The sequence below is a fragment of the Enterobacter mori genome (assembly GCF_025244905.1).
In the GTDB taxonomy this organism is placed as follows: domain Bacteria; phylum Pseudomonadota; class Gammaproteobacteria; order Enterobacterales; family Enterobacteriaceae; genus Enterobacter; species Enterobacter mori_A.
The window spans coordinates 1,123,894-1,142,423 of sequence record NZ_CP104285.1 but is presented as its reverse complement, the minus strand read 5'-3'; the positions used below and the strand labels follow the sequence as shown (position 1 = coordinate 1,142,423).

At 58.1% G+C, this 18,530-nt stretch carries 16 protein-coding genes; 5 read left to right on the top strand and 11 right to left on the bottom strand.

The window, feature by feature from the left end:
* Window positions 1-96 precede the first annotated feature (96 nt).
* Together N2K86_RS05390 and N2K86_RS05385 are read right to left on the bottom strand one after the other, a co-directional pair.
* The gene (locus N2K86_RS05390; RefSeq protein WP_014830972.1) at window positions 97-438 is read right to left on the bottom strand and encodes a RamA family antibiotic efflux transcriptional regulator; all 342 of its coding nucleotides are present in this window, start codon (window positions 436-438) and stop codon (window positions 97-99) included.
* A 32-nt stretch (window positions 439-470) separates the two neighbouring features.
* The gene (locus N2K86_RS05385) at window positions 471-1,574 is read right to left on the bottom strand and encodes a RomA family MBL fold metallo-hydrolase (protein WP_260660733.1); all 1,104 of its coding nucleotides are present in this window, start codon (window positions 1,572-1,574) and stop codon (window positions 471-473) included.
* A 191-nt stretch (window positions 1,575-1,765) separates the two neighbouring features.
* On the opposite strand from N2K86_RS05385, the gene N2K86_RS05380 reads away from it, so the two are divergent.
* The 3 genes from N2K86_RS05380 to nfsB all read left to right on the top strand — a co-directional run bounded on the left by N2K86_RS05380 (window position 1,766) and on the right by nfsB (window position 3,488).
* Complete coding sequence (locus N2K86_RS05380; RefSeq protein ID WP_260660732.1) at window positions 1,766-2,356, top strand: TetR/AcrR family transcriptional regulator; 591 nt, start codon at window positions 1,766-1,768, stop codon at window positions 2,354-2,356.
* Complete coding sequence (locus N2K86_RS05375; protein ID WP_260660731.1) at window positions 2,346-2,714, top strand: MmcQ/YjbR family DNA-binding protein; 369 nt, start codon at window positions 2,346-2,348, stop codon at window positions 2,712-2,714. The genes N2K86_RS05380 and N2K86_RS05375 overlap by 11 nt, the downstream gene beginning before the upstream one ends.
* A gap of 120 nt (window positions 2,715-2,834) precedes the next feature.
* The gene (gene nfsB, locus N2K86_RS05370) at window positions 2,835-3,488 is read left to right on the top strand and encodes an oxygen-insensitive NAD(P)H nitroreductase (protein ID WP_260660730.1); all 654 of its coding nucleotides are present in this window, start codon (window positions 2,835-2,837) and stop codon (window positions 3,486-3,488) included.
* Between the two features lie 27 nt (window positions 3,489-3,515).
* Here nfsB and N2K86_RS05365 read toward each other — a convergent pair whose 3' ends face one another.
* Together N2K86_RS05365 and N2K86_RS05360 are read right to left on the bottom strand one after the other, a co-directional pair.
* Window positions 3,516-4,118, bottom strand: coding sequence for a hypothetical protein (locus tag N2K86_RS05365; protein ID WP_260660729.1), 603 nt, complete (start codon window positions 4,116-4,118; stop codon window positions 3,516-3,518).
* Window positions 4,119-4,269: 151 nt separating this feature from the next.
* Entirely contained in the window at window positions 4,270-5,139 is an 870-nt protein-coding gene (locus N2K86_RS05360; protein ID WP_260660728.1) for a helix-turn-helix transcriptional regulator, read from the bottom strand.
* A 107-nt stretch (window positions 5,140-5,246) separates the two neighbouring features.
* Between N2K86_RS05360 and N2K86_RS05355 the strand changes: the two genes are divergently transcribed.
* Window positions 5,247-6,683, top strand: coding sequence for an MFS transporter (locus tag N2K86_RS05355; protein WP_260660727.1), 1,437 nt, complete (start codon window positions 5,247-5,249; stop codon window positions 6,681-6,683).
* A 65-nt stretch (window positions 6,684-6,748) separates the two neighbouring features.
* Window positions 6,749-7,993: a mechanosensitive ion channel family protein gene (locus tag N2K86_RS05350; RefSeq protein ID WP_260660726.1), complete on the top strand. Its 1,245-nt coding sequence runs from the start codon at window positions 6,749-6,751 to the stop codon at window positions 7,991-7,993.
* Here the strand turns inward: N2K86_RS05350 and N2K86_RS05345 are convergent, their stop codons facing one another.
* The 7 genes from N2K86_RS05345 to N2K86_RS05315 form a co-directional block, all read right to left on the bottom strand.
* Window positions 7,994-8,965, bottom strand: a complete 972-nt coding sequence (locus N2K86_RS05345; protein WP_260660725.1) for a LacI family DNA-binding transcriptional regulator — start codon at window positions 8,963-8,965, stop codon at window positions 7,994-7,996. It abuts the gene before it with no gap.
* 75 nt (window positions 8,966-9,040) lie between these two features.
* Window positions 9,041-10,183 carry a Gfo/Idh/MocA family protein gene (locus tag N2K86_RS05340; protein ID WP_260660724.1) on the bottom strand — a complete coding sequence of 381 codons (1,143 nt, stop codon included), beginning with the start codon at window positions 10,181-10,183 and terminating at the stop codon, window positions 9,041-9,043.
* Entirely contained in the window at window positions 10,176-11,201 is a 1,026-nt protein-coding gene (locus N2K86_RS05335) for a sugar phosphate isomerase/epimerase family protein (protein ID WP_260660723.1), read from the bottom strand. The genes N2K86_RS05340 and N2K86_RS05335 overlap by 8 nt, the downstream gene beginning before the upstream one ends.
* 15 nt (window positions 11,202-11,216) lie before the next feature.
* Window positions 11,217-12,452, bottom strand: coding sequence for an MFS transporter (locus N2K86_RS05330; protein ID WP_260660722.1), 1,236 nt, complete (start codon window positions 12,450-12,452; stop codon window positions 11,217-11,219).
* A 282-nt stretch (window positions 12,453-12,734) separates the two neighbouring features.
* Window positions 12,735-14,123 (bottom strand): phenylalanine transporter, encoded by a 1,389-nt coding sequence (pheP, locus tag N2K86_RS05325; RefSeq protein ID WP_260660721.1) that lies wholly within the window; start codon window positions 14,121-14,123, stop codon window positions 12,735-12,737.
* Window positions 14,124-14,225: 102 nt separating this feature from the next.
* A complete protein-coding gene (locus tag N2K86_RS05320; RefSeq protein WP_260660720.1) occupies window positions 14,226-16,199 on the bottom strand; it encodes a PhoX family protein in 1,974 nt (657 codons plus the stop codon).
* A gap of 126 nt (window positions 16,200-16,325) precedes the next feature.
* Window positions 16,326-18,509, bottom strand: a complete 2,184-nt coding sequence (locus N2K86_RS05315; RefSeq protein ID WP_260660719.1) for a TonB-dependent receptor — start codon at window positions 18,507-18,509, stop codon at window positions 16,326-16,328.
* Window positions 18,510-18,530: the final 21 nt, after the last annotated feature.

The following is an 18,530-nucleotide window of genomic DNA, read 5'->3' as shown; positions in this document are numbered from 1 at the left end:
CTGATCCCCTCACCCTAACCCTCTCCCCAAAGGGGAGAGGGGACGATTACACCCTCGCCCCTTTGGGGAGAGGGCCGGGGTGAGGGGGGATGTCATTCAGTGCGCCCTACTGTGATTCTCTTTACGATACGCACCCGGCGGCTGGTTGAACGTACGTGTGAAGATGCGGGTAAACGTCTGCTGCGAGTCAAACCCGTAGCGCAGGCAGATATCGTACACGCGAGCGTCCGATTCACGCAGGTCGCGCGCCGCCAGCAGCAGCTTACGCTCGCGAATGTAGCGCCCGAGGCTCTCCCCTTTGTATTGCATAAACAGCCGCTGCAGGTGCCACTTCGAATATCCCGCGTGGCGGGCGATCTCTTCGATACGTAACGGCTGGTGTAGGTTGTCATCGATCCATTCAACAATCGTATCAATGACCTGAGCGGAAATCGTCATGCTGCTCTCCCCCTCTGCTTCTCGCTTAAACATTATTCCCACCACTCGCGAAATGTCTGAGTGGTATCACTCACCCGCACGGGCTCACCCAGTTCCGGCGTCAGCAGCCGATAATTTTTGTCCTTGCTGGCTCGCGCCAGCTGGATCAACGGGTCGTTCCACGTGTGTTTCGCCAGGACAAAGCGCCCGTTGTGCCCCGGCACCACCGCTTTGGCGTTGAGATCCGCCGAGGCCTGCGCTGTTTCATCCGGCAGCATGTGGATGTACTTCCAGTCCTGATCGTACTGGCCGTTTTCCATGATGGCTAAATCCACCTCGCCAAACTGCTCGCCGATGGCCTTAAAGTGCGGGCCGTAGCCGGAATCCCCGCTGTAATAAACCTTCTGCTCTGGCGTGACGAACATAAAGCTGCCCCACAAGGTCTGGTCGCGCTTGATGCCGCGCCCGGAGAAGTGACGCGCCGGAAGAACATGCACCGTCAATTCATCGCTGATGCGCACCGACTGGTTCCAGTCGCGCTCGTCGATGATTTGCGGATCCATCCCCCAGTAGCGCAGGTGTGAGCCCACGCCGAGCGGCGTGACCACGCGCTTCACTTTCGGCATTACCGCCTTGATGGTGGCGTAATCCAGATGATCGTAGTGATCGTGGGAGATAATCAGCAGGTCAATCTCCGGCATGCTCTCCGCACGCCAGGGGTACTCCCCCGCAAACGCTTTGTTAAGGAACGAGAACGGCGCGGCGTAGTTACCGAGGACCGGATCGATCAGGATGCGTTTTCCCGCCAGCTGCATATACCAGGAGGAGTGGCCGAGCCACACCAGGGTGTCCTGCTCAAGCGGCAGGCTGGTAAGGTCGGTTTTCACCAGCGGCAGCGGCTGCGCCGGTCGTGCGTTTTCGGTTTTTTTGGTCAGAAAATCCCACGTCGCGACCAGCATGTTTTTGTCGCCGTTATAACCCGGCGTCGGCAGCGTATTGTGGAACTTCCCGTCGCGATACTGCGGGGAGGCTTCCACTTCGGAGAGCTGTGCCCCTTGCGGAGGCTGGCCGAATCCGGCATTCAGAACAAAAGGCAAACTGGCAGCTGAAGCAATAATCATGACAAACACCACGCAGATGAATAGAGGCTTTTTCATATCCTGACCCGAAAACGCGCCCCATCCGATGGTTTACGCGGGTTAAACTTGATTATGAGTGAGTAAGCACTCATTATTAGATATGATGGATATATCGTCAAGACGTTTTCGATCTTTGACATTCCGCGTTGCAGCGGTATGAACCGCATGCTTCAATACGTTTTTTTACAATTGACAAGGGGGAGAATTGAGTGGCACGTCCGAAGAGTGAAGATAAAAAACAGGCCTTACTGGAAGCAGCAACCGCTGCGTTTGCGCAGTCGGGGATTGCTGCCTCAACCGCGCTCATTGCCCGTAATGCGGGCGTCGCCGAAGGCACCCTGTTTCGCTACTTTGCTACCAAAGACGATCTGCTGAATGCCCTCTACCTGCATCTGAAGCAGGATCTCTGCCAGACCATGCTGGCGAATCTGGATCGCAGGATCACCCTGCCAAAAGAACATACCCGCAATATCTGGAACAGCTACGTGGACTGGGGTATTCGTAACCCGGTTGCTCATGCGGCTATCCGCCAGATTGGCGTCAGTGAAAAGCTGAGCGCCGAAACGGAACAGGCGGTGAAAGAGATGTTCCCGGAACTCCATGAGCTTTGTCGCCGCTCGGTACGCCCGGTGTTTATGTCGGATGAATTTAAAACGTTTGGCGATGCACTTTTCTTATCGCTGGCCGAAACCACCATGGAGTTTGCCACCCGCGATCCGTCACGCGCCGTCGATTTTAAAGCGCTGGGTTTTGAGGCCATGTGGCGCGGGCTGGCTCAGGAGGATAGCGATGGACAGTAAATTCTTGCAGGAGCACGCAAAACGCGTGGCGCTGGAGATGCCTTTCACCGAACACTGCTGGCCGTTTGGGCCGGAGTATGACGTGTTTAAAGTGGGCGGAAAGATTTTCATGATTATGGCCGTCGCACACTGGCGGCCGCACGTCAGCCTTAAATCAGACCCGGAGAAATCCCTGTTAAATCAACAGATCTATCGCGGGATAGAACCAGGCTACCATCTGAGTAAAAAGCACTGGATTTCCCTTTACGGCACTGACGACGTGACGCCGGAACTGGTTACCGACCTCATTAATGATTCCTGGAATCTGGTGGTCGATAAGCTGCCGAAAAAAGATCAAAAATGGATACGTCCGGCCTGATTGTTCGGCTCAGCCGAACAGATTAAGCGCTCGAATCGCCCTTATCTTTTCCCGCTTCGCGCGGTAATCTGCTTTCCTTTCGCGCCCGCGCATGGGCGAATTTTATTACCAGGAGTTGTTATGGATATCATTTCTGTCGCCCTGAAACGCCACTCGACCAAGGCGTTCGACCCAGCTAAAAAACTGACCGCTGAAGAAGCGGAAAAAATCAAAACCCTGCTGCAGTACAGCCCATCCAGCACCAACTCCCAGCCGTGGCACTTTATTGTTGCCAGCACTGAGGAAGGCAAAGCGCGCGTGGCGAAATCTGCCGCGGGTACCTACGTGTTCAACGAACGTAAAATGCTGGATGCTTCTCACGTGGTGGTGTTCTGCGCGAAAACCGCGATGGACGATGCGTGGCTGGAGCGCGTTGTCGATCAGGAAGAGGCTGACGGCCGTTTCGCCACGCCAGAAGCCAAAGCCGCGAACCACAAAGGCCGCTGCTATTTTGCCGACATGCACCGCGTGGATCTGAAAGACGATGACCAGTGGATGGCGAAACAGGTTTACCTGAACGTCGGTAACTTCCTGCTGGGCGTGGGCGCGTTGGGTCTTGACGCGGTGCCGATTGAAGGCTTTGACGCTGCGATCCTTGACGAAGAGTTTGGTCTGAAAGAAAAAGGCTTCACCAGCCTGGTGGTGGTGCCGGTTGGGCATCACAGCGTGGAAGATTTCAACGCCACGCTGCCAAAATCTCGCCTGCCGCTGAGCACGATTGTGACTGAGTGCTGATCAAAACGGGCCGCTCTGTGCGGCCCGTTACGCTTTACTGATGACTAACCTGCGATGCGGATGCACATCACGATCGTATCCCCAGGCAAACGCAATCCAGCGCTCTTCCAACTCGGCGTATGAACTCACCGGTGTTAAGTGCCACTCTTCACCTACCGTACCGTCCGCCACGCTTATCCGATAATTCATGCTGAACGCCCAGTCGATCATACGTAACCAAAACCGCTGTCCGTCTCCGGTTTGTTCGCTGTCAGACACAACAATATCGTACTCGCTTAACACCCATTGAAAAAAGGACTGTGGTAATCCACCGATCACTCGCTGATGGACAGCGCGCGGTGTACGCCAGACCATAATCTGTGTCGCAGCCCCATGGGGAAATGTGATTTCCTTATGGAATTTCAACTTTACCGCATACGCCGTATAAGGTTTTCCGTCGTCGGTGGTTACGAGGCGGTATTCATCGCCGTAGCGCGATTTTAACAGGCGATATCCCACAGGCAGCATAAATCCGGGCAGATGAAAATCCACCGTGCCTCGAGCAAGAAACGCTTCAGTATGTTCGACGTTTCGGGAGATAAGGCCTAATTTTTGGCTAAAATCTGCGGAATCAATCATCAGTGGCGACATGGTGGTTTCTCATGGCGTGAGTATAGACGACTTAACACCTCATCGAAATGATGTCGATTCAGTCGGCTGGTTTACGTTAAACGCCACCTTACACCTGCCTCCTCCCCTTAGCAGATTCGGCTCTAATTCCCTGAAAGCCCCTCGCAAAAAACTATTTACCCTGTTCCGCCAGCCATTCCATCGCCCGCTCCCCGGCCCCATCTACCGGTAAATAGACCAACAGTCGCGAGCCGTTTCGCGGCGCGGAGTACCAGTACATTTGCTGCAGCGTAAAATCCCCCAGTTCGGGATGGGTAAACAGCTTGAGCTGGTTCTCCACGCCGCGCACGTCGTTGCGCTGGTGCCACAGGGTTTTGAACTCTTCGGACACCGCAAAGAAGCGCGCCAGCTTCGCTTCCCAGAGCGGATCTCCCCGGTGCTCCGCCATTGCCGCGCGGAAGTAGGAGACGAAAATCGGCAGCACGTCGTCACGTTTGCCGAGCCGCGCGCGCCAAGCCGGATGGGTGAGGAACAGATAAATACAGTTGCGGTCTTCCGGCGGGATTGCATTGAAATCCACCCCCATCAGATGACCGAAGCTGTCGTTCCACGCCACGATGTCGAAGTTGGGCTTCTGGATGCTGGCAGGTTTTGGCAGCAGGGTATCGAGCAGGCGGCGCGTGCCTTCGCTGATGCCCTCGCAGCAGACGGCCTGCGGTGCTTCGCCCGGCGGCAAACCGGCGAGCACGAAAACGTGTCGGGCTTCGGTCGGGGTGCACTGCAGCGCTTTAGCCACGGCTGCCATCACGGCGCTCGACGGGTTGACGTCCCTGCCCTGCTCAAGCCAGGTGTACCAGGTCACGCCTACGTCAGCCAGCATCGCCACCTCTTCACGGCGCAGACCCGGCGTGCGGCGGCGACCGCTGCGCGGCAGGCCGAGACGCTGCGGATCGAGGCTTTCGCGCCGCGCGCGTAAAAATGCCCCCAGCTGTTTTCGCGTGTCATCCTGAAGTGAGACGACGGGTTCAGACATCAAGGCCATAAATCCCCCTGCATGGTAGTACCAGTACCAGTATAAGCAAGAACTGGTACCCGTTTATCAGATGGTTGATGCTACGACCATCTGTTGAATGACGCAATGGAGATCCCATGAATACGTCAGTTGTTTCACCGGGCCGCGCTGGCCTGATATTGCTGTTAACCGGCCAGATGCTGCCGCTGATTGATACCTCAATCACCAACGTCGCGCTGGACTCCATCACCCACTCATTACACGCCACGGCGACCGAACTGGAGCTGATCGTAGCACTCTACGGCGTGGCCTTCGCCGTCTGCCTGGCGCTCGGCAGCAAGCTGGGGGATAACCTTGGCCGCCGTCGCCTGTTTATGTGGGGCGTAGCGAGCTTTGGCCTGGCCTCGCTGCTGTGCGGGATGGCAGGGAACATTGAACAGCTGCTGGCCGCGCGTATCGTTCAGGGCGCGGGTGCGGCACTGATCATGCCGCAAATTCTTGCGACGCTGCACGTCACGCTAAAAGGCACCGCCCATGCGAAAGCGATTAGCCTGTTCGGCGGCATCGGCGGGATTGCGTTTATCGTCGGCCAGATGGGCGGCGGCTGGCTGGTGTCGGCGGATATCGCCGGGCTGGGCTGGCGTAATGCCTTCTTTATCAACGTGCCGATTTGTCTGGTGGTGCTGGCGATGAGCCGTCATTACGTGCCGGAAACCCGCCGCGATACCCCGTCACGCATTGACTGGACCGGCACCGTGCTGCTGGCGATGATTCTCTGCTGCCTCCTGTTCCCGATGGCGCTCGGCCCGCAGTGGCACTGGTCGTGGCCGCTGAAGGCCGCACTGGTGGCGATAGTACCGCTGGGCTGGCTGATGGCGCTGAATGCACGTAAAAAAGAGCGTGAAGATGCGCACCCGCTTATCCCGCCGCGTCTGCTGCAGCTTCGCAGCGTTCGTTTTGGCGTATTGATTGCGCTGCTCTTTTTCAGCGTCTGGTCCGGGTTTATGTTCTGCATGGCGCTGACCATGCAGACCGGTCTGGGGATGGCACCCTGGCAGTCCGGGAACAGTTTTATCGCACTGGGCGTGACCTACTTTATTTCCGCGTGGTTCGCGCCGCGCCTGATTGCCCGCTACAGCACCAGCACCATTCTGCTGACAGGTCTTGCGATCCAGATTACCGGTCTGCTGGCGCTGATTGTTACGTTCCGGGTGTGGGGAATGGATAACACCGCCCTGACGCTGGCACCCGCCACAGGGCTGGTCGGCTACGGGCAGGCGCTGATCGTGAACAGCTTCTATCGTATCGGGATGCGCGATATTCAGCCCGACGACGCAGGGGCCGCGAGCGCCATTTTAAGTACCCTTCAACAGGCTGCGCTGGGGCTGGGCCCGGCCATTTTCGGGGCGATTTTGCTGCACGCGCTGCAAAACCATCACGGGGATTACACTCAGGCGGTTAACGTTTTCCTGACGGTAGAAACCGCCATGATGGTGGTACTGGCGCTGGCGACGCTGCGCATGCGTCATCGCCTCTGTTTAGCCGTGGTGAAGCGCTGTCAGGCCGCCAAATAAGCCTGTGAATTTGCATAATAGATCCGCAGCCGCCATTATGGGGCTGCATCAATACAGGAGACGTTATGCAGGAATTAATTGCTCAGGTTGAAGAGTTAGGGATTGAAATTAATCACACCACCTCTTTAGTGATTATCTTTGGTATTATTTTTCTTACCGCCATCGTGGTTCATTTTATTCTGCACAAGCTGGTGCTTCGCGCTTTCGAGAAACGCGCGCAGGCCAGCAGCCATTTGTGGCTGCAGATCATTACCCAGAATAAATTATTTCACCGTCTGGCCTTTACCCTCCAGGGGATAATCGTCAACGTTCAGGCGGTACTGTGGCTGCAAAAAGGCAGCGAAGCGGCGGAAATGCTCACCACCTGCGCGAAGCTGTGGGTGATGGTGTATGCCCTGCTCTCCTTCTTCTCGCTGCTGGACGTGATTTTCAATCTGTCGCAGAAAATGGCTACCGCGTCGCAGCTGCCGCTGAAGGGGATTTTCCAGGGCATCAAGCTGGTGAGCGCCATTCTGGTGGGGATTTTGATTATCTCCCTGCTGATTGGCCAGTCCCCGGCGATTCTGATCAGCGGTCTGGGTGCCATGGCCGCCGTTCTGATGCTGGTGTTTAAAGACCCGATACTCGGACTGGTGGCGGGCATTCAGCTTTCCGCCAACGACATGCTGAAACTCGGCGACTGGCTGGAAATGCCGAAGTACGGTGCCAACGGCACGGTGACGGACATCGGCCTGACCACCGTAAAAGTGCGCAATTTTGATAACACCATCACCACCATTCCGACGTGGGCGCTGGTCTCCGACGCCTTTATCAACTGGAGCGGCATGTCGGCTTCCGGCGGTCGACGCATAAAGCGCAGCCTGAATATCGATACCACCAGCATTCATTTTCTTGACGAGCAGGAGCAGCAAAAGCTGATTCAGGCGAAGCTGCTGAAGCCTTATCTGGCCGCGCGTCATGAGGAGATTAACCTGTGGAATCAGCAGAACGGTGAAGGGGAATCGGTATTAAACCTGCGCAAAATGACCAATATCGGCACCTTCCGCGCCTACCTGAATGAATATCTGCGCAACCATCCGCGCATTCGCAAAGATATGACGCTAATGGTGCGCCAGTTAGCGCCGGATGCCAACGGCCTGCCGATTGAAATATACGCCTTCACCAACACGGTGATCTGGGCAGAATATGAGGAAATTCAGGCCGACATCTTCGACCATATTTTTGCAGTGGTGGATGAATTTGGCCTGCGTATTCACCAGTCGCCAACCGGGAACGATATTCGCTCCCTGGCGGGCGTTATCGCAAAATAATCAGGTACTGGCGCGGGAAATAAAGCGCCAGTCCATCATCACCCTTTCCGTGGGCGCATCCGGGTTGTCGATTTTGTTCAGTAACAGCTCGACCGCCTTGCGCCCGATATCCCGCGACGGCTGTTCGATGGTAGTGAGTGAAATCATGTCCGCCAGCTCGGTACCGTCAAAGCCCACTACCGCGATATCCTCCGGCACCCGCAGCCCCACCTGCTGAATCGCGCGCAGCGCGCCTGCGGCCAGGGTATCCGATACCGCAAACACCGCGTCCGGCGGATTTTCCTTCAGCAGATTTTGCATCGCGGCCATCCCGGCGTGAGAGCTGAGATCGCTGGCGTATTCCACCGCCTGATAGTCCAGATCCTTCAGGTGGATCACGCTTTTATAGCCACGCTCGCGCAGGCGGGCATATTTATAGCTGAGGTCGTGATTGATCATCGCGATACGCGTGCGCCCGCTCCCGGCAAGCTGGCTGACGGCATGCTGGGAGGCATCAACATCGTTAATTCCCACGCAGGAAACCGCGCCCGCATCGGCATATTCGGCGCACTGCACCCACGGTGCGGCACCAATCAGCGCGGCAAGTTCCGGCAGCTTCGAGAAGGCGTCCATGGTGATAATACCGTCGACAATTTTGCCGGAGAGCAGGCTTAAGCCCGAGCGGGAACGTTCGATATCCGAGCCGGAATTGCACAGCAGAATGCGGTAGCCGTTTTTCTCGGCCTCTTCTTCAATGCCCTTCACCACCTCGGCGCAGAACGGGTTGGCAATGTTTGAAACCATCACCAGGATCATATAGCTGCGGGCGGTGCGCAGCTGGCGCGCAAGCAGGTTCGGCTGGTAGTTGCTCTCCTGGATCGCCTGCAGGACGCGCTCGCGGTTTTTCGCCTTCACGGTGTCGCTGTTGTTGAGCACGCGGGAGACCGTCGCCACGGAGACTCCGGCCAGCTGAGCGATTTTCTGAATTGACATAGCGACGATACATCCTGCGGTTAGCGTTTTGTGCAGGCTACCATAAAACGGTTGCCCGGCGAACCGGGCAACGCGTCATTGCGCCACGCGTACCCAGCGCTGCTGCTGATGGCTTTTCACTATCGCATCAATGATATGCATCACGTTTGCGCCGTCATGGAAGGTCGCAAACTGTGGCGTTTCCGGCATCGCGCCCGCCTCCACGGCGCGGTAAAACTGCATCATCATATTTTTGAAGGCGTCCGGCCAGCCTTCGATATGTCCGCCGGGGAAGTGGGCGCTGTCGGCCACGTCAGGGCTCATCAGACCCGGATCGTCGGTGAGCGTCTGGTTAGCCTGCGCGCGATGACCGACCCACAGCTGCTGCGGCACCTCTTGATCCCATGCCACCGACCGCTCGCTGCCGTTGATCTCAAACGTCAGGCGATTTTTACGCCCCGCGCTCACCTGAGAAACGCTAAAGCTGCCCTTGCTGCCGTCGTCGAAGCGGAACAGCACCGAGCCGAAGTCTTCGGTGGTGACCGGCTTGTCTTCATACTGCGCATGTTCGTCGTGGGTGAAGGTCTGACTGCCCGCCACGTTCGCCCTGCGCGTCGGCCAGACGATGGCGAGATCGGCCATCACCTCGGTAATGCGTCGCCCGGTGACGAACTGCACCGTGTCGCACCAGTGGGAGCCAATGTCCGCCACCGCGCGCGATGCGCCGCCGAGCGCGGCGTCCACCCGCCAGTTGTAGTCGGTTTCCAGCAGCATCCAGTCCTGCAGGTAGCTGCCGTGAGAGGCGAACAGCCGTCCGAGAGCGCCCGCGCGCATCATGCTCGCCGCCTGACGTACCATCGCAAACTGGCGATAGACAAAACTTACGCCGTGCACCACGCCCGCCTGCTCCGCCAGCGCCACCAGCTCGCGCGCCTCGTCCGGGGTCATGCACAACGGTTTTTCAGAAAACACGTGCTTGCCCGCGCGCAGGATCTTGCGGTTAATCTCCGCATGCAGATGGTTCGGCGTGCAGTTGTGCACCACGTGCAGCTCGGGGTGCGCGAGCAGTTCCTCAACGCTGCCGTAGGCATGCGGCACATTCAAGGCACGCGCCTTTTCCTGCGCTTGCGTAAGGGTTCCGTCGCACAGAGCAACCACCTGCACAAACCCGAGGCGCCTGAGCGCCTCGATATGCGCCGGGCCGATAAAGCCGCTGCCAATAATCCCGACGTTAATCATGCTTTCCTCCTGCGGCGAAATCATCAAACGCGCGCCCGGAGACCGGGATGATATGGCGGCGGATAAACTCGCCGCCTTCCCTCGCGCCGGTTTCGCCGTCCTTCAGGCAGCACTCCCACTCCAGCACCGCCCAGCCGTCATAGTCATACTGGGTCAGCTTGCTGAAAATGCCGTTGAAGTCGATCTGCCCGTCGCCCGGTGAGCGAAAGCGTCCGGCGCGGTTTATCCACGGCTGGTAGCCGCCGTAGACGCCGCTGCGCCCGCTGGGGCGGAACTCGGCATCCTTCACGTGAAACGCCTTGATGCGCGCGTGGTAGATGTCGATAAAAGTCAGGTAGTCCATCTGCTGCAGCAGCATATGGCTAGGATCGTAGAGAATGTTGCAGCGCGGGTGATTATCCACCAGCGCCAGAAAACGCTCGAAGGTCACGCCGTCGTGCAGATCTTCCCCCGGATGCAGCTCAAAGCAGACGTCCACGCCCTGCTCGTCAAAGGCATCCAGAATTGGCCGCCAGCGGTTCGCCAACGCCTCGAACGCATCCTGAAAACGCTGCTCGTTGTGCGGCGGCCACGGATAGAAAAACGGCCATGCCAGCGAGCCGGAGAAGGTGGCGTGCGCTTTCAGGCCTAATCTGGCCGAGGCGACCGCCGCCTGCTTCAGCTTCTCCGTTGCCCACGCCTGACGCGCCACATCGTTACCGCGCACGGCGGCGGGGGCGAAGTGGTCAAACGCGTCGCTGTAGACCTCGTTTACCGCAACAAGCTGCCCCTCCAGATGGGTCGACAGCTCGCTGATGACCAGCCCGTGCGCGGCCAGCTTGCCGGTAATGTCATCGCAGTAGGCCTGGCTCTCTGCCGCTTTTTCGACATCAAAAATGTGCGGATGATTGCAGGGGATCTGCACCGCTTTATAACCCTTCCCGGCTGCCCACCCTGCCAGCCCGTCGAGCGAGTTAAACGGCGCTTCCCCGCCAATAAACTGCGACAGAAAAATGCCGGGTCCTTTCATCGTCCTCATACCACCTCCTGAACGTTACGCCTTGTCATCGTCATACTTGAACGTGAGAAGGAAAATCAGCGCGATCGCCGCGGCAGCCACCGCCGGGATCCACCAGAATGTTACCCACGCCTGCGGCACGGCCTGCCCTGCCACCAGGCGGTTGTAGAGCGCGCCGGAAATCTGCGAGCCGAGCAGCATACCGATGCCGTAGGTGAACATCACAATCATGCTCTGGGCCTGGCCCTTCACCTTTTCTCCGGCCACGCGGTCGGTATAGATAAAGCCGACCACAAAGAAGAAGTCATAGCACACGCCGTGCAGCAGGATGCCGATATAGAGCAGGAAGCGCCCCTCCTCGCTCACGCCCAGCGCGAACATGGCGTAACGCACGAACCACGCCAGCATGCCGATCAGCAGCATATATTTCACGCCCAGACGGCGGAACAGCAGCGGAATGACCAGCATGAAGAAGATCTCGGACATCTGCCCGAACGACATGGCGGTGCTGACGTCGGCAATGCCGGCATCCGCCAGATATGAGGCGGTATAGGCATAGTAGGTACCGAGCGGGACGGAGATCAGCATCGCGCAGACGGAGAAGACGAAGAAGTGGCGGGTTTTGAGCAGCGCAAAGGCATCAGCGCAGAAGAGATCGCGCACCTTAACCGGCAGGCCTTTGGCTGGGGCTGGCGTGTGCGGCAGCGTCAGGCTGTAAAGCGCCAGCAGCACGGAGCTGGCCGCCGCCACCTGGAAGATAGTGACGCTGGACGCCACGCCGGTCACGCCGATGAAAATACCCGCCACGATCCAGCCGATGGTGCCGAACACGCGCACCACCGGGAACGTTTTATCCACGTTCGCCAGGCTGTGAAACGCGATGTTGTTAGTCAGCGCCAGCGTCGGCATGTAGCAGAGCGTGTAGCCAAACAGCAGGCCGATCAGCAGTGCGCCGTTCTCGGCAATCAGCGCACCCGGCACGAACCAGAGGATCGCTGCGCCCGCAAGATGCATCACCGCCATCACCTTCTGCGAGGCGAAGAAGCGATCCACCAGCATCCCGAGCACGAATGGCGAGAGAATAGAGGCGATTGGCCCGGCGGAGAACGCATCGCCAATCAGCAGTGACATGTTGTGCTGGGTCATCACCAGGCCGAGCGTGACCGACCAGCTACCCCAGATAAAAAACTGCAGAAACATCATCAACGACAGACGCGGCACCAGCAGCCGGTGCTGCGCTATCCCCTTTTCACTACTTTCAGTTGACACCATGATAAGCCTCACCCGGTAAAAGTAATCGATTACAAAATAGTTCAAGTGAAAAGTAATCGATTACAAATTAAAGATCCTGTGGATCGAAACAGATTTGGGAGGGGGGTCACGATAAAGGTGAAGGGGAGGTGCCGGGTGACGGCTGCGCCTTACCCGGCCTACTAAATAATAACAGCCCCGAACATGCAGGCCCGGTAAGCGCAGCGCCACCGGGCGTAAAGGCGCGTGCGGTCTGGTGCCCTCACCCCGGCCCTCTCCCACAGGGAGAGAGAGAAAACCGCGCTACTTTTTGCGTGAAAGCTTAAAAGCAACAAACAGGAACACCACCCACACCGGCAGCAGCATCGCGGAAAGACGCATCTCATCCATGGTGCACATCAGCACCAGAATCAGCCCCAGGAACGCGATACAGATGTAGTTCCCCGCCGGGTAGAGCAGCGCTTTAAACTGCGTCTCGCGCCCCTTGCGGCGCATCGCCGCGCGAAAGCGCAGGTGCGCCAGGCAGATCATGATCCAGTTCAGCAGCAGCGTCGCAACCACCAGCGCCATCAGCAGGCCAAAAGCCTGTTTCGGCAGCAGATAGTTGATCAGCACCACCAGAGAGGTGATCGCGCCGGAAAGGAACAGCGAGTTGACCGGCACGCCGCGACGGCTGACGCGGGTGAGGAATTTCGGCGCGTTGCCCTGCACCGAGAGGCCAAACAGCATACGGCTGTTGGAGTAAACCCCGCTGTTATAGACCGACAGCGACGCTACGAGGATGACGAAGTTCAGCGCCGAGGCCACCACGTTGCTGTTCAGATCGTGGAAAATCATCACGAACGGACTGCTATCGGATTTCACCTCCACCCACGGATAGAGCGCCAGCAGCACCACCAGCGAACCGATATAGAACAGGAGAATACGGTACACCACCTGGTTGACCGCTTTCGGGATGCTTTTTTGCGGGTCGCGCGCTTCAGCAGCGGTGATACCAATCAGCTCCAGCCCGCCGAAGGAGAACATGATCACCGCCAGCGAGAGGATCAGCCCTTTCCAGCCGGTCGCCAGAAAGCCGCCGTGCTGCCACAGGTTGTCGATCGATGCCCGCTCGCCGCCGTGACCTGAGAACAGCAGCCACAGGCCAAAACCGATCATGCCGATAATCGCCAACACCTTGATCAGCGCAAACCAGAACTCGGTTTCGCCATACAGGCGCACGTTGACGAGGTTAACGGCGTTGATAATGATGAAGAAGGCCGCTGCCCAGATCCACGTCGGCACGTCGGGCAGCCAGTACTGCATGTAGATGCCCGCGGCAGTCAGCTCCGCCATCCCGACCAGCACAAACATCACCCAGTAGTTCCAGCCGGACAGGAAGCCTGCAAACGGGCCCCAGTATTTATAAGCAAAGTGCGCGAAGGAGCCTGAAACCGGCTCTTCAACGACCATCTCGCCAAGCTGGCGCATGATCAGGAAGGCGATAATCCCGGCGATAGCGTAACCCAGCAGAACCGCCGGGCCAGCCATCTGAATGGCGGGGCCGATGCCGAGAAAAAGTCCGGTACCGATTGCGCCGCCAAGGGCAATTAACTGAATATGTCGATTTTGCAAACCACGTTGCAGCGTCGGATTCTGATCCGACGAAGCTTCAGCGCGACCATGGCCTGAAGCGGATGACGCGTCTTTCACGCCCTACCCCTGTCTCTTTTTTAGAAGGGGCACGTTTTAACACTTCATGCTGGAGGTAGCAAGTTTAACGCCGGGCCACTGCATGCACCCGGCAGAGAAAGGTCACGACCCGATGATCCCACCGTCCGCTTTGACGATCACCACCGTTGACGATCGTGGACGCCCGTTCGGGCTGGCGTCTGGCCAGTTGGAGACAGCGCGCGGATTGGCCGGATCGGTAATATCATCCCCGCCCTCCCCCGGATGCTGGATGTTAATGAACAGCGTTCGGTTGTCCGGCGTAAACGCAATGCCGGTGATTTCGCAGCCGCGCGGTCCGGTCAGGAAACGGCGGTATTCATTGGTGCCCGGAATGGTAGCCACCATCTGGTTATTGCCCATCCCCTCGTACGCTTTCTTATTAATGGTGCTGGAAGAGACGTCGGTTTGGATCCACAGGACGCCCTGGTGATCGAACGACAGGCCATCCGGGCTGCCGAATTCCGCGCCCAGCATGGAGCCTTTGGCCTTAGGATCGTCGCCGTCGGTGCGCCCGGCCATGACCAGAATATCCCACTTAAAGCGTGCGGCGGCAGGATCGGCCCCGTCTTCATGCCAGTGCATAATATGACCAAACACGTTGTTGGCGCGCGGGTTGGCGGCATCGACCGGCGCCTTGCCCTCCTTGCCGCGATCGCTGTTGTTGGTGAGCGTACAGTAGACGCTGCCGCTGGCGTGCGGATCGACGGCTATCCACTCGGGGCGATCCATTTTCGTCGCCCCCACCACATCGGCCGCCAGGCGGGTTTTAATCAGCAGATCGCCCTGGCTTTCAAAGCCGTTGCTTTTATCCAGGCCATTTTGCCCGAAGATCAGCGGCAGCCAGTCGCCGCTCCCCTCCTCGTTGAACCTGGCGACGTACAGCGTGCCGGACGTCAGCAGCTGCATATTGGCTTCACGGTTCGCAGGATCGTATTTGTTGTCCGAGACAAATTTGTAGATGTACTCAAACTTCTGATCGTCACCCATATAAACCACCACGCGCTTATCGGCGGCGAGCGTGACGGCCGCCCCCTCATGCTTGAAGCGGCCAAGAGCGGTGTGTTTGCACGGCGTGGAGGTCGGGTCGTAGGGATCAATCTCCACGACCCAGCCAAAACGGTTGGGTTCGTTAGGGGTTTTATCGACGCTGAACCGGTCATCTACTTCGTTCCAGCGGTAAGACTCGTCGCTGTCGCTGATGCCGTAGCGTTTTTCCAGCGGGTTAAGATCGGCTTTTTTGACAAAAATATCCGACCAGTTCTCCTCGCAGGTGAGATAGGTGCCCCACGGCGTATGGCCGTTAGCGCAGTTTTGCATGGTACCCAGCACGCGTTCCCCCTGCGGGTCGGCGGCGGTTTTCATTAAGGGCTGATGCCGCGCCGGGCCGGTAAGGTGCATCGGCGTATTGACGGTAATGCGGCGGGCCAGGGAAGACGGGCGAACCACCTGCCACTCACTGCCCGTTTTTTTCACTTCCACCACCGACACGCCCATCGCGTTCTGCCCCTTGCGGGCTTTGTCGAGGCTCCAGTTCGCGGTGCCGTCCGTAAACAGCATTCCGTTGTCGATGTATTCATGGTTCAGCGCCAGCAGGCCATGCTCCGGGTTTTGCGCTCCCTGCGGCAGGCTAAACCACGCCATCCCGTCGTGGTGCATGCCCGCCTGCACCGCCTGCTCGTCCGTGGTGTTGCTGGCGTCAGGCCTAAAGGCTGGCATGTTGTTTTTAATTCCCGTCGGGTCACCCCAGCGATAAAACGGGCGGGCAATATAGCCTTCAGGCACCCTTACCGTATCTTCCGTGGAAACGGGAATACTGCTAAACCCAAGCGACACCGCTTTCGCCAGCGCGGAAGGCTTCGATACCGCGGCAATAGCACTCTCAGGTTTGATCAGAAAGGGGAATGAAACGGCAGCCCCCGCAACGGCGCCCATCTGCAGAAAACGGCGGCGGGAAAGGAACACCTCGGCAACCTCGGAGAAAACCGGGTTGGCGCTGCGGTTAGTAATATCGTCGCGATGTTCTTTTTTAAAAACGGATTTGAGGGGTCTGCCCATAGCGGCTTCCTGTCATTGGCCAAGAGGTAAGAATGTGGCGACCAGTGTAAGAAGTTTTTGTTACAATTTTATAACACGATAACGGAAGGATGGGGCATCCATGCCCCGGATAACGAGGTGGAACGCTTAGAACTCGTAGCCAACCGAAACCTTGAAGGTCCGCGGTTCGCCCTGAGTGATGTAGGTACCGGAATCGTCTACGCTGGCCCAGTAGTTCTCGTTGGTCACGTTGTCGATGCCTGCGCGCACGGTCATCTGGTTTGCATTGTGGTTCACCGCGAAGCGATAGCGCATGCCCAGATCCAGCGTGGTGTAGCTGTCCAGCTTTTTGGTGTTTGCCAGGTCAGCGTACTGCGTGCCGGAGTGGTTCACGCGGGCGGTCGCCGTCAAACCGTCAACGGGCTTGATGTCGTACTCCGCGCCCAGCACGGCGTAGAAATTCGGAATACCGATTGCATCGTTACCCTGATTGACGCCGTTTTTGGTTTTGGTCATCTCGGCCTGCAGCCAGGTGGCGCTGGCGTTCAGACGCATCCCCAGCATTGGCTCGCCGAAGACGTTCAGCTCAACGCCTCGGTTACGCTGCTCGGCGTCCAGGCCGTAGTGGCCGCTGTCGTCGAGGATTGCCGACGGCATTTTGATTTCGAACAGCGCAAGCGATCCGCCCACGCGGCCAAAGTCCGCCTTCACGCCCACTTCGTTCTGCTTAGAGTGCACGATACCGGTGCTCTGGCCGTAGTTGGTGGCGGTGTTAGGTGCGGTGTTGCCCGGCTGTAGCGCTTCGGTGTGGTTGGCGTAGAGAGAAATTTCCTCCCACGGCTTGTAGACCACGCCGTAGGTGGGCATCCAGCGGCTGCCGTCGAAACCGTCCGCGGCGTTTTCCGCACCGGTAATTTTGTTGTAGCCGCGAATGACCACCTTCTGATGGCGCGCCCCGGCGGTGAACAGCAGCTTGTCGTCCAGCACGCCCAGGGTATCGCTCAGCAGCCAACCCTGGGTACGGGTGCGCCCGCTGGTGAGCGGATCGCTGTATTTCCCGCCAATGCCGTTGAAGTTGGTGCTGTCCGGCATATCGACGCCGGTGTTGTGATAAATGTTGGTGGTCGGGTTATCCGCCGCCGCCGACATTTTCCACGCGATTTTTTCGTTTTTGGTCATCGCGGAATACCCGACGTTGACCTTGTGCGAGACAAAACCGGTGTCGAAGTTACCGCGAATGCCCGCCATCCCGCTGACGGAATCGCTGATGCGATTGGTATCGAGGCGGCTGACCGTGGCCTTGCCGCTCTTGTCCACCAGCTTCGGCGCGCTGTAGATCCCTTCCTCGTGCGCGTGCTGCGCGCCCAAACCGGTATAGGCGGTCCAGCCGTCGGTAATGTCGTACTCGCTGCGCCACATCCCGAATTCGTTTTCGATATTGCTGTAGGCCCACTTCTGCGAGAAGTTGCGGTCATTTTTAGGCGGCTCAGGGACGAAATCCACCGCTGAAATATTGACGCTGGTAGGGCTGCCGTGGAAGGTTTTTTTCTGATATCCCAGGTCCAGCGAGGTGCGGAAGCGGTCGCCTTTGTAGTCCAGGCCAGTGGAAAGCAGAGTGGTGCGGCGGCGGTCGTTCGGTACGCCGGTTTCCCCTTCGCGATGGACGAGGTTCACGCGTGCGCCAAACTGGTCGTTATCACCAAAGCGACGGCCCGCGTCCAGCGTGGTGCCAATCTGGGAATCCGAGGTGTAGTCGACGCCCACTTTTGCCTGCGGCGTCTCGCCCGCATGTTTCGGCTCAAGGTTGATCATCCCGCCCACGCCGGAGCTTGCCGCACCGTTCATCAGCGAGTTGGCCCCTTTGAAGATCTCAATGCGGTCGACCATCTGGGCATCCACCACCTGACGCGGCAGCACGCCGGACAAGCCGCCAAAGGTCATGTCATCGCCGTCGAACTTCAGGCCACGGATACGGAACGTTTCAGCGCTGTTGCCGTAACCCTGAACATACTGCACGCCTGCGTCGTTGGCGACGACATCGGCAATGGTCTTGGCCTGCTGATCTTCCACCAGCTTCGAGGTATAGCTGATGATATTGAACGGCACGTCCATGGCGTTCTGCTGACCGAGCATCCCCATGCGTCCGCCATTTGCCACCTGCCCGTCGAGGAAGGCCGGTACCAGCTGGTCACCGCCGGGTTTAAAATCGCTCGAAGGCGCAGACTGGACAACAATGGTGTCCTCTTTTTTCGTGTCCGCTGCAAAAGCGGAGTGGGTAACCGCGCCAATGGCCAATGCCAGCAGCGTTTTATTCATTGTGGTGTTGTTCATAAGTAACTCATTAAAAGTGCG

What these genes read in the sequence shown, in the direction of transcription:
- N2K86_RS05390 (WP_014830972.1), bottom strand. Translation starts at nt 438, where the DNA reads ATGACGATTTCCGCTCAGGTCATTGATACGATTGTTGAATGGATCGAT.
- N2K86_RS05385 (WP_260660733.1), bottom strand. Translation starts at nt 1,574, where the DNA reads ATGAAAAAGCCTCTATTCATCTGCGTGGTGTTTGTCATGATTATTGCT.
- N2K86_RS05375 (WP_260660731.1), top strand. Translation starts at nt 2,346, where the DNA reads ATGGACAGTAAATTCTTGCAGGAGCACGCAAAACGCGTGGCGCTGGAG.
- nfsB (WP_260660730.1), top strand. Translation starts at nt 2,835, where the DNA reads ATGGATATCATTTCTGTCGCCCTGAAACGCCACTCGACCAAGGCGTTC.
- N2K86_RS05365 (WP_260660729.1), bottom strand. Translation starts at nt 4,118, where the DNA reads ATGTCGCCACTGATGATTGATTCCGCAGATTTTAGCCAAAAATTAGGC.
- N2K86_RS05360 (WP_260660728.1), bottom strand. Translation starts at nt 5,139, where the DNA reads ATGGCCTTGATGTCTGAACCCGTCGTCTCACTTCAGGATGACACGCGA.
- N2K86_RS05355 (WP_260660727.1), top strand. Translation starts at nt 5,247, where the DNA reads ATGAATACGTCAGTTGTTTCACCGGGCCGCGCTGGCCTGATATTGCTG.
- N2K86_RS05350 (WP_260660726.1), top strand. Translation starts at nt 6,749, where the DNA reads ATGCAGGAATTAATTGCTCAGGTTGAAGAGTTAGGGATTGAAATTAAT.
- N2K86_RS05345 (WP_260660725.1), bottom strand. Translation starts at nt 8,965, where the DNA reads ATGTCAATTCAGAAAATCGCTCAGCTGGCCGGAGTCTCCGTGGCGACG.
- N2K86_RS05340 (WP_260660724.1), bottom strand. Translation starts at nt 10,183, where the DNA reads ATGATTAACGTCGGGATTATTGGCAGCGGCTTTATCGGCCCGGCGCAT.
- N2K86_RS05335 (WP_260660723.1), bottom strand. Translation starts at nt 11,201, where the DNA reads ATGAGGACGATGAAAGGACCCGGCATTTTTCTGTCGCAGTTTATTGGC.
- N2K86_RS05330 (WP_260660722.1), bottom strand. Translation starts at nt 12,452, where the DNA reads ATGGTGTCAACTGAAAGTAGTGAAAAGGGGATAGCGCAGCACCGGCTG.
- N2K86_RS05320 (WP_260660720.1), bottom strand. Translation starts at nt 16,199, where the DNA reads ATGGGCAGACCCCTCAAATCCGTTTTTAAAAAAGAACATCGCGACGAT.
- N2K86_RS05315 (WP_260660719.1), bottom strand. Translation starts at nt 18,509, where the DNA reads ATGAACAACACCACAATGAATAAAACGCTGCTGGCATTGGCCATTGGC.